A 12,421-nucleotide genomic window follows, 5' to 3' on the forward strand; every position below is an offset into this window, starting at 1 on the left:
GCGACAAGTGGGAGGGGAGATCAAGAGAGGTGGCCGAGATGGCCAGGGTCATCTCGACAACCCCGGTTTGGCGCAAGGGGCGGGCTTGGGCATAATGACGCCCAATCACCATGTACCTTGTCCCGCGCCTACAACGTTCGGGGAGGGGACATGGCAACGCGCAGAGGAGACAAGATGAAATTTATCGGCGCCCACGTCAGTGCGGCTGGCGGGGTGGAGAACACCATAGCCCGTGCCCAGGCTATCGGGGCCAACGCCTTCGCCCTGTTCACCAAGAATCAGCGCCAGTGGCAGGCGGCGCCTCTGTCGCAGGCCAGCATCCGCGCCTTCAAGCAGGCTTGCGACAAGGGGGGCTTTCGCCCCGAGCAGATCCTGCCCCACGACAGTTATCTCATCAACCTGGGCCACCCCGATCCCGATGCCCTGGCCAAGTCACGGGATGCATTTTTGGACGAGATAAAACGCTGCGAGCAGCTCGGGCTCTGCTATCTGAACTTTCACCCCGGCAGCCACCTCAAGCAGATCCCCGAGGCGGCGAGCCTGAAACTGGTGAGCGAGTCCATCAACTGGGCGCTGGAACGCAGCGAAGGGGTTACCGCGGTGATCGAGAACACCGCCGGCCAGGGCACCAACCTCGGCTGGTCGTTCGAGCACCTGGCCACCCTGATTGAGGGGGTGGAGGACAAGAGCCGGGTCGGCGTCTGCTTTGACACCTGCCACGCCTTCGCCGCCGGCTACGATCTGCGCACCCCGGAGTCCTGCGTCGCCGTGTTCGCCGACTTTGACCGCATCGTGGGCTTTGAGTACCTCAAGGGGATGCATATCAACGGGGCCAAGTGTACCTTCGGTAGTCGGGTCGATCGCCACCACAGCCTGCGGGAGGGGAATCTCGGGGAGGCGGTATTCCACCACATCATGAACGACCACCGTTTCGATGGCATTCCGCTTATCCTCGAGACCATAGACGAGACGATCTGGAGTGACGAGATAAGCTGGCTGCGCAGCCTGGCCAGGGCCTGAGCCGCAGGGACAGCCCGAACAGATGGTGCTGTCCCGTCCGATGGCCGGGGCCATTACCCACACGAGGAGACAAGATGCAATCACAGGGAACCGCGCCACTGCTGCGCTGGGGGATCGCCGGGGCGGGTGCCATCGCCAGGCGTTTTTGCCGCGACGTCAATCAGTACGCCAGGGGCGGGCGTGTGGTGGCGATCGCCGCCCGGGATCAGGGGCGGGCCGACGAGTTCGCCCGTGAGCAGGGGCTGGAGTTTGCCTATGGCAGCTATCAGGCCCTGGCCGAGAGCCCCGAGGTGGAGGCCGTCTATGTGGCGGTGATCCACCCACAGCACGCCGCCCTGATCAGGCAGATGCTGCTGGCGGGCAAGCACGTGCTGGTGGAGAAACCGGCGGTGACCCGGTTGAGGGATTGGGACGCCCTGGTGGCACTCGCCCATGAGCGCGGCCTGTTGCTGCTGGAAGCCATGAAGGTGATGTGTTTCCCCGCCATGCGTGCCCTGCTGCAGCGGCTGCCTCTGCTGCCCGCGCCCCGCAACCTGCGCGCGGCGTTTGGCTCGGCCCCGCCCCGGGTCGGCAAACTGTTCGATCCTGCCCTGGACGGCGGCGCCGCCTGGGATGTGGGGGTCTACCCGCTGTGGCTCTATGCCGCCCTCTGCGAGCGACTGGGGCTCGCGACCAAGGCCCCCGAGGTGGTGCTGGAACGGGCACCGGGGGAGGTGGATCTCGCGGCCCGCTTCAACTTCGGTGACCCCTTCTCGGCCGAGCTAGGCGCCTCCATCGCCGAAGATCTCGACAGAGAAGCCTGGCTCTCGGGGGAGGAGTGGACCCTGGTCATCGAGGGCAAGTGGTGGAACCCCCAGCACATTCGCTGGCAGGGCGGTACGCCGCCGGCCGCCTGGCCGGAGGACATCTACCTGCCGGTGCAGGGGGGCGGCATGCAACACGAGGCGGATCATTTCACCGACTGTATCCGCCACCGGCTGCTGGACTCTCCCTGGCTGCCCCATGCCCTGACGCGGCGGGTGCTGGGCTGGGTCGAGACGGGGCTGCATGGTGCGGGCCGATAGCGCCACTCTTTTTCCCGCACTCCAGAGGACGCCACGGCGTCCTCTGGGTTTTTGGTGCTGTTCCTGAGCCGGGGCGGCTCAGGGGGCAGGCAGGGTCTGGGCGCGGCAGAAGGCCAGGAAGCGGCGCAGGGCCGCGGAGTGGAACTTCTGCTTGTGCCAGACGAGGGAGAGCTGGCGAGGGAAGGTCTGGCTCGGGGTGAGCGCCACCAGGCGGCCGCTGTGCAGCCGATCGGAGACCGCGAGGCGGGAAATAAAGGAGATGCCGAGCCCCTTCTCCACCGCCAGCATCACCGCCTCCAGGGTGTTGAGCTCGAGCCCCGCCTGCCAGCGCGGCAGCCTGGGCTGAATCTGCTGCTCGAACTGCTCGCGGCTCCCTGATTGGGGTTCGCGCAGCACCCAGGTTTCGCCTGCGAGCAGGGAAAGGGGCAGATCCCGCTGCCCCGCCAGGGGGTGCTGGGGCGGGGCTATGATAAGCATCTCGTCTTCAAGCCAGAACTCGCTCACCAGCTCCGGGTGATGGTTCTCCCCCTCGATGAGAGCCAGATCCAGCTCGAAGTGGGCGAGGGAGTGGCACAGCAGGTGGGTGTTGGCGATGGTCACTCTGGGGGCGGAGCCCAGCTCCTGGGCGCCGCCCGCCAGCAGACTGGGCAGCAGGTAGTTGCCTATGGTCTGGCTGGCCCCCAGGCGCAACTGGCCGCTCGGCTCGGCATCCGGACTGAACAACTGCTCTATCTCCTGCATCCGGGTCAGCAGCTCCTCGGCGGCCGGTTGCAGCAGGCGCCCCTCGTTGTTGAGCTGGAGCCTGGGGTGTACCCGATCGAACAGCGGGGTGGCGAGCTGGCGCTCCAGCTCCTGCAACGACTGGGAGACGGCCCCCTTGCTGAGGCAAAGCTCGCCCGCTGCGCCACCCAGGTTGCCGTGGCGGGCTATGGTGGCGAACACCTTGAGTTGTTGCAGGGTCAGTTTCATGTTGTTTGATTTTCCTAAACGCTTGGTTCAATTCATTTAGATATCGTAAACGATAGACCCTCTTTATCCTATGCACATCGTCATCCACAAGAGGGTACCAGTCATGATCGCACGCACCCGTCGCTCCCTTGCCGCCGCCCCGACCCCCATGGCCGGGCTGGCACTCGGGATCGCCAGCCTCGGCTGGTGTTGGGAAAATGCCGGTCAGTTCGATGGCCGCTTGCAGCTGCTGGGGGCCGCTATCGCCGCCGTGCTGCTCCTCGTTCTCACCTTCAAGTTCCTGCTGCACCCGCGTCTGCTGTGGCAGGATCTCGCTCACCCCGTGGTGGGCAGCGTGGTGCCCACCTATGCCATGGGAACCATGGTGGTCTCCAAGGCGGTCGGGCTGCTGGCCCCGACCCTGGGTCAGGGGCTCTGGCTGTTTGCGGTGATCCTTCACCTGGTGTTCCTCGCCACCTTCGTCTGGCACAGGGCCAAGGCGTTTGAAATTCACCACATGGTGCCGAGCTGGTTCGTGCCGCCGGTGGGGATCATCGTGGCCGACGTCGCCTACCCGGGTGGCCCCTTCGCGGCCCTGGCCAATGGCCTGCTCTGGTTCGGCATGGCCTGCTACGGCCTGATGCTGCCGCTGATGCTCTATCGCCTCATCTTCAGCCACGAGGTGCCGGATGCTGCCAAGCCCACCATCGCCATCCTGGCGGCTCCTGCCAGCCTGTCGCTCGCCGGCTACCTGACCGTGAGCCAGGATCCCTCCCTGCTGCTGGTGGCCGTGCTGCTGGGGATAGCCGTGCTGATGACAGGCATCATCTACCTGGCCTTCATCAAGCTGCTGCGCCTGCCGTTCTCTCCGGGTTATGCCGCCTTCACCTTTCCCCTGGTGATCGGCGCCACCGCCCTGTTCAAGGTGGGTCAGCTACTGTCGCAGTGGCCAGAGGCGGTCGACTATGTTGCGCAGATCAATCAGCTGGCCTATCTGGAACTTGGTGCTGCGACCCTGATCGTCGGCTATGTGGCGCTGCGTTACCTGATGTTTTTCCTGCCGCTGGGCCAGGTCGGCATGCTGGATCAGCCCGTGCGTCGCTAAGGTGCAGCCGGTCTCATCAACGAGCAGACCCCGCCTCGCGGGGTCTGCTGCATAAGGGCTTGGCTCAAGGAGTGAGCGGCAGTCACCGACAGGGTGACAGGAGCCTGCAGTCAATTCGTGAAAAGGCTCAAATAGTCGCTCATTCAGGTGATATTAAGGTGGTTTTCACTGGTATTACCTGTCAGGATGGCCGCAATTGCCCACTTTCACCGTTTGATAGTACCCATGCCCTCCCAAGATCCCGTGTTTGATTCTGCCTTCCAGACCCGTTTGCTGCACCCGCGTTACTGGCTGAGCTGGCTCGCCCTCGGTGTGCTCGGCGTGCTCGCCTATGTGCCGCCCCGTTTGCGTGACAAGCTGGCTGACGCCTTGGCTCCCCTGGTGCTCAAGATCTCGAAGAAGCAGGTCTACATCGCCAGAACCAACCTTGCCATCTGCTTCAAGGAGCAGAGCGAGGCAGAGCGGGACGCCATTCTGATGACCTCGATCCGGGTTGGCCTCAAGAGCCTGCTGGGGTTCGGCGAGTTCACGGTGCGCAGCCCCGAGTACCTGATGAAGCGCATCCAGGTGAGCGGATGGGAACACATTGATGCCGAGCAAGCCGCCGGCCGTCCGGTGATCCTGGTGGTGCCCCACAGCTGGCCCATCGATGCGGCGGGCTACTACTTCTCCCAGCGGGGCCTGCCCATGTGCACCATGATGAAGAGCGCCCGCAACCCGGTGTTCGACTGGCACATCAACCGCGAGCGGGCCAAGAATGGCTGCCGCGTCTATGAACGCAGCGCCGGCATCAAGCCGGTGATCAAGGCGGTCAAGTCCGGTCTGAGCTTCTTCTATCTGCCGGATCAGGATCATGGCCGCGAGGCGAGCCTGTTCGTGCCCTTCTTCAAGCATCCCAAGGCGACCCTGCCGGCCCTGCCACGGCTGGTCAAGCTGACCGGTGCCCGCGCCGTGCCGGTGCTGGCCTGCTATGACGAGGCGGCGCACTGCTACCGGCTGGAGATCGAGGCCCCCTTCGCCGACTACCCGAGCGATGACCTGATGGCCGATACCTGCCGCATGAACGATTGCGTGGAGCGGCAGCTGACTCGCCACCCGGGACAGTACATGTGGTTCCTCAAGATTTTCGATACTCGCGAGGATCAAGAGGGGGAGGACGGCCTCTATGAAGAGGGGATCCGTCGTATCCGCAAGGGACTCAGCCCCCATTCCTGAACCGCAGCTTGATACACATTTCCAAGTGGCCCCATGTGGGCCACTTTTTATTTCTAACTAGTCGGATCAGTGACTTGGAAACCCCGCTTGGGGGATACCGGGTAGAAAAAAATGTCAGGATCACTAAAATGACGGTCTGTTTTGATGATTCGATGGCGACCATGTCCGCACAAGATCCGGTGTTTGACACCTCCTTTCATCTGCGTCTGCTGCACCCCCGTCTGTGGGGTAGTTGGCTGGCGCTTGCCCTGCTCTCCCTGCTGGCCTGGATCCCGGCCAGCTACAGAGACAAGCTGGCCGATGCCCTGGCGCCCCTGTTGCTGCGCTTCTCCAGGAAGCAGGCCTACATCGCCGAGACCAACCTCAAGATCTGTTTCCCCGCGCTGGATGCGGCCGGGCGCGAGCGGTTGCTGCTCAAGTCCATCCGGGTCGGCCTCAAGACCTTCATGGGCTTTGGCGAGCTCACCTGGCGCAGCCCCGCCTTCCTCAAACGGCGGATCAAGGTGCGTGGCTGGGAGCATATCGAAGCCGAGCTGGCCGCCGGGCGCCCCATGATCTTCGTGGTGCCCCACACCTGGGCGGTGGACATGATCGGCCGCTACCTGACCGATGAGGGGGTGCCCCTGTGCACCATGATGAAGAGCCCCAAGGATGCGGTGTTCGACTGGTATATCAACCGCGAGCGCAGCAAAGGCGGGCGTGTCTATGAGCGCAGCGTCGGCATCAAGCCGGCCATCAAGGCCCTGCGCGGCGGCGACAGCTTCTTCTATCTGCCGGATCAGGATCATGGCCGGGAGGCGAGCATCTTCGTGCCCTTCTTCGGCCACCCCAAGGCGACCCTGCCGGCCCTGCCCAAGCTGGTGAAGCTGACCGGTGCCCGGGCCATACCCATCCTGGCCTGCTATGACGAGGATGAGGGCTGCTACCGGCTCGAGGTGGAGCCGCCGTTCGACCCTTATCCCACCCTGGATCTGGAGGCGGACGTCAACGCCATGAACCGCACAGTGGAGCAGCAGCTCGGCCGCTTCCCCGAGCAGTACATGTGGTTTCTCAAGATTTTCGAGACCCAGGCGGATAACGAAGGGGAGGATGGTCTCTACGAAGAGGGGATCCGGCGCATCCGCCAGGGGCTGCCCCCCGAGCATTGAACCACAGGGCTCCCTTGCGGGTCGTTTTGACAACCAGGGAGAGGCGGTTGGCGCGGGGCACACCAGGCCACCCCCGGCAAGTGGCCGGTGGGGGACCAAAGCGGGGCCCTGTCTGGCCTCCCGTCATGTGCAAACAGGCGCAAACAAGGTGCAAACAAGGTGCAAATAAGGTAAAAGGGCGGTCATGAAAATTCCAAATCGAATCCAACCTCTGGTTGATGACGGCCTGGTCGACGATGTCATCAGCCGGCTGATGAGCGGCAAAGAAGCCGACGTCTATGTGGTGCGCTGCGGTGACGAGATCCGCTGCGCCAAAGTCTATAAAGAGGCCTCCAAACGCAGCTTCAAGCAGGCCGTGGTCTATCAGGAAGGGCGCAAGGTGCGGGGCAGCCGCGATGCTCGCGCCATGGAGAAGGGCTCCAAGTACGGTCGCAAGCAGCACGAAGAGGTATGGCAGAACACCGAGGTGGATGCCCTGTTCAAGCTGGCTGCCGCCGGCGTGCGGGTGCCCACCCCCTATGTCTGCCTGGACGGCGTGCTCTTGATGGAGCTCATCACTGACGCCGACGGCAACGTCGCGCCCCGCCTCAACGACGTGGCGCTCTCGCCCGAGCAGGCGCTCATCGATCACGGCAAGGTGATCCGCTACGTGGTGCGCATGCTCTGCGCCGGCCTCATCCACGGGGATCTCTCCGAGTTCAACGTGCTGGTGGACGAGCAGGGCCCGGTCATCATCGACCTGCCCCAGGTGGTGAATGCCGCCGCCAACAACCAGGCCAGGGCCATGCTGGAGCGGGACGTCAACAACATGCGCAACTACTACGGCATCTATGCCCCCGAGCTGCTCAAGACCCGTTATGCCAGGGAGATGTGGGCCCTGTTCGAAGATGGCAAGCTCGGCCCTGAAACCGAGCTGACCGGCCTGTTCGAGGAGAGTGCCGAGGCCATCGATGTGGATGGGGTGCTGCACGAGATCGAGAGTGCACAGGAAGAGGCCATGGCCCGTCGTGCCAGGCTGAAGGCCGAGCAGGAAGAGGAGTTCTGATGCGCACTTGAGGCGCGCCTCCTGTCTACTTTCCCTGTGTCAGGGCACCGACCTCTATCAGGCTGGTTGTGCAAAGGGGTTGCAATGACGAGAGGGGCTATGTGCCCCTCTTTGTTTAAGTGGTGGATCAGCCGGGAACATGGTTGCCACTTCACAAGCCGGCTCCGCAAGTCTGCCTGCTGGTTCGGCGTGCAACCACAAACACCAGTGTACACACGGCGATCGGCACCAGAAAATCCAGCACACTCCCCAGTTCCCAGACGCTGGGATCGAATCCTCCCCACCAAGGCATGTTAATCCTTCGCCCCTGCCCGAACAGCGCTATCCATCTATATTCTGCCTGTGTCTGCTCTCGTGCGACAAACCATATGCACCCCATGAGGCCGCCATATCCCCAGTGCCCAAAGCGGTATCCGAAGAGTATCTGGACGGAGACAGCTGCGCTGGCGTGATAGAAGGGTGATAAATCCATAAACAATCCTTGCTGCTCACCAAGAACGCCCGCTACCGGCCGTGTTGAAACGATCGATTCCACGTCTGGCAGGTCTGCAGGCAGCTCTCGATTCGATATGTGCCGTTACGGTAAGTCTGTCTTGTCGGGCTCAGAGCCCGGCAAGGGGCGGAGCGACTAGGCGCGGCCCAACGTAACCCACCACCTCGCCGAAGCGGGGGTGACCGCTCTCCCAATCCGCGGCGGCGGTGCGAATGGCCTCGGGGCTGAAGCTCACGAAGTTCCACCAGATCTGCAGCGGCTTGGCCAGGGGCTCGCCGCCGATGAGCAGCAGGCGGGTGTCTGGGCCGAGTGTCACCCTCAGTTCCCGGGTGCCCGGTGGCAGATAGAGGAGCTGCTCTGGGACGAGCGCTTCCCCTGCTATGGTCGCCTCTCCCTGCAAGGGGAAGAGCCCGTGCTCGAAGGCGGGATCCAGGGAGAGGGTGATTTCTCCCCCCTGTGGGGCGTGCAGATCCAGCCCCAGGATGGGGGAGAAGTGCAGGGTGGGGGCGCGCTGGCCGCTGTGCTCGCCGATGAGCAGGGTGAGATCGATTCCCTCTTGCTGCCAGCGGGGGAGTCTCGGATAGTGATCGAAGCGGGGCGGGGTGTGCTGATCCGCCTCGGGCAGAGCTATCCAGAGCTGGGCGGCGTGCAAGTCGGGGTGGCCGGCCAGGGACTCCTCGGTGTGGGCTATGCCCCGTCCGGCGGTCATCAGGTTCACCTGGCCCGGGCGGATCACCTGCTCGCTGCCCAGGCTGTCCCGGTGGAGGATCTCCCCCGCCAGCATCCAGGTGAAGGTCTGCAGGGCGATATGGGGATGGGGCCCCACGTCCAGCCCGGGGGCGTCGGGGGCGAAGCGGGTCGGCCCTATGTGGTCGAGAAAGCACCAGGGCCCTATGGTGCGTCGCTCCTTGACCGGGAGGGCGCGGGCCACCGGGATGCCGCCCACATCGGTGAGGCGGGAGGAAATACGTTGCCACTGTTGCGTCATGTCGTGCTCCTTGCAATGGGTTGATGGCGTATGGTTTTTCGCCCTAACGGCGGCGGATCGCCGGGAAGCTTCTCATGGGGGCGAAGCCGGGTCTTATCGCCGGTCTGACGGTGGGGGTGCGCACCGGCGTGGTCATGGTGCGAGGGAGGTGGGGTCTGGCATCCACCTTGGGCTGAGTGGAGGGGGTCAGCAAACTGTTGCCGGCCTTGGGCAGCGCCCCGGGGACTAGCAGGCCATTCTCGGTCCTGGGGAGAGTGCCGCCTCTGTCGTCCAGCGGTGAGCGGGGGGAGTTGTCCGGGTTGCTGATGCTGGGTCTGTTCTGCCGGTTGTCACGCAGCGCCTGTTGCTGCGCTGGCGTCATGGCATTCCAGCGGGTCGCCAGATCCCCTCGCAGGGCGGCCACGTCTGGCTGGCCAGGGTTCTCCTGCCAATCCTGATACTTCTCCCTGATCTCTTGCTGGCGCTCCGGATCGAGCCCGCTCCACCACTTCTTGATCAGCTCGTCGAACTCCCCCTGGTTGTCGCAGCACCAGGGGTAGTAGTCATCCCAATAGCCGTAATAGTCGTCATACCACCAGTAAGAGGCGCCATAGACGCCACCAGGGCTGGCCCCCGCATCGCCGCCTGATGAGGAGGTGTTGCTGCAGCCTGCAAGGCCCAGGGCCAGCAGGGGAATAAGGAGGGCGATGCGCATGATGCTCCCGGTGCCATGAAAGGACGCAATGGACGGATGATAGCCTGACTATGCACCAATCCGGCCGCAGATGGCAGACCCAACCCCCATAAGGCGCCAGGCCGCCCCATGACGCGGGGGAATTGCGGCCGGGCACTGTATGAACGTACAATATCCCATCCCAAGGCCGACCCCTATTCTTCATGACTGCGACCCAGCCCCCCGTGCCCGCCACCCCGCCGCTCGACGGTTTTATCCTGACCCGCCACGGTCGGGACGTGCGTGGCCGCAACGGGCAGGCTGCCACGACCGAAATCGTGATGTGGCTCTGGAGTGCCCAGGGGCCGGTGCGACTGGTGGTGCCGGGGCAGGAGCCGGTCTTCTTCCTGCCACAGAGCCACATGGCCGAAGCCGCCGAGTTGTTCAAGGGCGCCGGGGTGAGTGGGCGGTTTCGCCGCCTGCCCATGCACACCTTCGATGGCCGCCCTGTGGTGGGTTGCTATTTTGCCACCCTGAGCGCCTTTCACCGCGCCATCGAGCTGCTGCTCATTCGCGGGCTGGAGCACTTCGAGGCGGATATCCGGCTGCCGGAGCGCTTCCTGATGGAACGCTTCATCACCGCTGGCGTGCGCTTCGATGGCCGGGCGGTAAAAAAGGGGGGCAGGCAGGGCTACTGGGAGGTGAACGAGGCGCGCTGCGCGCCCCAGGCGGTGACGCCGACCCTCTCCTGGGTGTCGCTGGACGTGGAGTGTGCCATGGACGGGGCGCTTTTCTCGGTCGGTCTTTACAGCGAGCAGGATGCGCGGGTCATCATGATAGGCAACCCGGAGGCGGATGCCGACAGCTGGGGCACCCAGGTCGAGTGGGTGGCGGATGAAAGCGCCCTGCTCGGCGCGCTGGAGAGCTGGTTTCAACGGCACGACCCGGATCTGGTGATCGGCTGGAACGTGGTGAACTTTGACTTTCGCCTGCTGCTGCGCCGCGCCGAGCTGGGCAAGCGGCGGCTGCGGCTGGGGCGAGGGCGCGAGCTCTGCTTCTGGCGCTCGTCGCGGGGGGATCCCCAGACCGGCAACGTCATCATCCCTGGGCGCATGGTGCTCGATGGCATAGATACTCTCAAAAGCGCCACCTGGCAGTTTGCGAGCTACAGCCTGGATGCGGTGGCCAGCGAGTTGCTCGGTCGCGGCAAGGATATCGAGGACGTGGCGAACCGGGGGGAGAAGATCACCGAGCTGTTCCACTCCGACAAGGAGGCGCTGGCCCGCTACAACCTGGAAGACTGCAAGCTGGTGTGGGAGATCTTCGACTACTGCCACCTCATCCCCTTTGCCATAGAGCGCGCCTCCCTCACTGGTCTCGAACTGGACCGGGTGGGGGGCTCGGTGGCGGCCTTTACCAACCTCTACCTGCCGCGGCTGCATCGCGGCGGCTACGTGGCCCCCAATCTGCCCGCCGACGGGGGGCTGGCGAGCCCCGGCGGCTATGTGATGGACTCCAAGCCCGGCCTCTATCGCCACGTGCTGGTGCTCGATTTCAAGAGCCTTTACCCCAGCATCATCCGCACCTTCTGCATCGATCCCATGGGATTGGTGGAGGGGTTGCAGCACCCCGAACAGGCTATTCCCGGCTTTCGCGGCGCCCTCTTCTCCCGCGAGCGGCACTTCCTGCCTGACCTTATCGCCACCCTGTGGGCGGCGCGGGATAGGGCCAAGGCGGCCAGCAACAAGGCGCTCTCCCAGGCCATCAAGATCATCATGAACTCCTTCTACGGCGTGCTGGGATCGGGGGGCTGCCGCTTCTATGATCCCAGGCTGGCATCATCGATCACTTTGCGTGGTCACAGCATCATGCAGCAGACCCGGGAGTGGATAGAGGCGAAGGGGTTCGAGGTGATCTATGGCGACACCGACTCCACCTTCGTTCACCTGAACAGGGAGACGAGCCCGCAGCAGGCCGAACAGATTGGCCGCGAGCTGGCCACCATGATCAACGACAACTGGACGGCGCTGATCAGGCGCGAGTTCGATCTGCCCTGTTATCTCGAGATCGAATACGAGACCCACTACCGCCGCTTCCTGATGCCGACCATCCGCGGGCTGGAGAAGGGGAGCAAGAAGCGCTATGCCGGCCTGGTCGGCGGCGAGGGGCAGGAGGGGAGTGAGCAGCTGGTGTTCAAGGGGCTCGAATCGGTGCGCACCGACTGGACCATGCTGGCCAAGCAGTTTCAGACCCGCCTCTACGAGCTGGTGTTTCACGATGAAGATCCCAGCGGCTATGTGCGCACCATGGTGGATGAGACCCGTGCTGGCCTGCACGACGATCTGCTCATCTACCGCAAGCGGCTGCGCCAAAAACTCGAGGAGTATCAGAAGAATGTGCCGCCACACGTGCGGGCGGCGCGCCTGGCGGACGAAGAGAACCTGCGCCGCGGCTTGCCCCAGCGCTATCAGCACAGGGGCACCATCGCCTATCTGATGACCCTGAACGGCCCAGAGCCGCTGGAGTACAGGCGCAGCGCCATCGACTACGAGCACTACATCGACAAGCAGCTGAGGCCCATCGCCGACGCCATCCTCCCCTTCATCGGCGAGTCGTTCGACCGTATCTGCGGCCAGCAGCTGGATCTCTTCTAGCGAGCCAGCCCCCGCAGCCGGGGCTGATCCGGGTCAGGATGACCGGGAGGACAGGGCAACGTCAGAATGCAAAAAGCCCGCTCAAGGAG

At 64.1% G+C, this 12,421-nt stretch carries 10 protein-coding genes; 7 read left to right on the plus strand and 3 right to left on the minus strand.

Translation table 11 applies throughout. The annotated features are described in order from the left end of the window. The first annotated feature begins 174 nt into the window (after positions 1–174). The gene (nfo, locus tag PG898_RS02880) at positions 175–1,020 is read left to right on the plus strand and encodes a deoxyribonuclease IV (RefSeq protein ID WP_005324932.1); all 846 of its coding nucleotides are present in this window, start codon (positions 175–177) and stop codon (positions 1,018–1,020) included. A 74-nt stretch (positions 1,021–1,094) separates the two neighbouring features. After that, positions 1,095–2,084, plus strand: a complete 990-nt coding sequence (locus PG898_RS02885) for a Gfo/Idh/MocA family protein (RefSeq protein ID WP_270823512.1) — start codon at positions 1,095–1,097, stop codon at positions 2,082–2,084. Positions 2,085–2,162: 78 nt separating this feature from the next. Here PG898_RS02885 and PG898_RS02890 read toward each other — a convergent pair whose 3' ends face one another. Then, positions 2,163–3,053: a LysR substrate-binding domain-containing protein gene (locus PG898_RS02890; RefSeq protein WP_268424160.1), complete on the minus strand. Its 891-nt coding sequence runs from the start codon at positions 3,051–3,053 to the stop codon at positions 2,163–2,165. A gap of 103 nt (positions 3,054–3,156) precedes the next feature. Between PG898_RS02890 and PG898_RS02895 the strand changes: the two genes are divergently transcribed. The 4 genes from PG898_RS02895 (at position 3,157) to PG898_RS02910 (ending at position 7,545) form a co-directional block, all read left to right on the plus strand. Next, positions 3,157–4,137, plus strand: coding sequence for a TDT family transporter (locus PG898_RS02895; RefSeq protein ID WP_270823513.1), 981 nt, complete (start codon positions 3,157–3,159; stop codon positions 4,135–4,137). Between the two features lie 225 nt (positions 4,138–4,362). Beyond that, the gene (lpxM, locus tag PG898_RS02900; protein ID WP_041205691.1) at positions 4,363–5,352 is read left to right on the plus strand and encodes a lauroyl-Kdo(2)-lipid IV(A) myristoyltransferase; all 990 of its coding nucleotides are present in this window, start codon (positions 4,363–4,365) and stop codon (positions 5,350–5,352) included. 152 nt (positions 5,353–5,504) lie between these two features. Further along, positions 5,505–6,500, plus strand: a complete 996-nt coding sequence (locus tag PG898_RS02905; RefSeq protein WP_270823566.1) for an LpxL/LpxP family acyltransferase — start codon at positions 5,505–5,507, stop codon at positions 6,498–6,500. Between the two features lie 184 nt (positions 6,501–6,684). Next, positions 6,685–7,545: a PA4780 family RIO1-like protein kinase gene (locus PG898_RS02910; RefSeq protein ID WP_005324946.1), complete on the plus strand. Its 861-nt coding sequence runs from the start codon at positions 6,685–6,687 to the stop codon at positions 7,543–7,545. 602 nt (positions 7,546–8,147) lie between these two features. On the opposite strand, the gene PG898_RS02915 is transcribed toward PG898_RS02910, so the two are convergent. Both PG898_RS02915 and PG898_RS02920 read right to left on the minus strand, forming a co-directional pair. Continuing rightward, a complete protein-coding gene (locus PG898_RS02915; RefSeq protein WP_270823514.1) occupies positions 8,148–9,026 on the minus strand; it encodes a pirin family protein in 879 nt (292 codons plus the stop codon). Positions 9,027–9,069: 43 nt separating this feature from the next. After that, positions 9,070–9,720, minus strand: coding sequence for a hypothetical protein (locus tag PG898_RS02920; protein WP_270823515.1), 651 nt, complete (start codon positions 9,718–9,720; stop codon positions 9,070–9,072). Between the two features lie 182 nt (positions 9,721–9,902). Between PG898_RS02920 and PG898_RS02925 the strand changes: the two genes are divergently transcribed. After that, positions 9,903–12,332, plus strand: a complete 2,430-nt coding sequence (locus PG898_RS02925; RefSeq protein ID WP_270823516.1) for a DNA polymerase II — start codon at positions 9,903–9,905, stop codon at positions 12,330–12,332. Positions 12,333–12,421 lie beyond the last annotated feature (89 nt).

This window comes from Aeromonas sp. QDB31 (genome assembly GCF_027707605.1).
GTDB lineage: Bacteria > Pseudomonadota > Gammaproteobacteria > Enterobacterales > Aeromonadaceae > Aeromonas > Aeromonas media.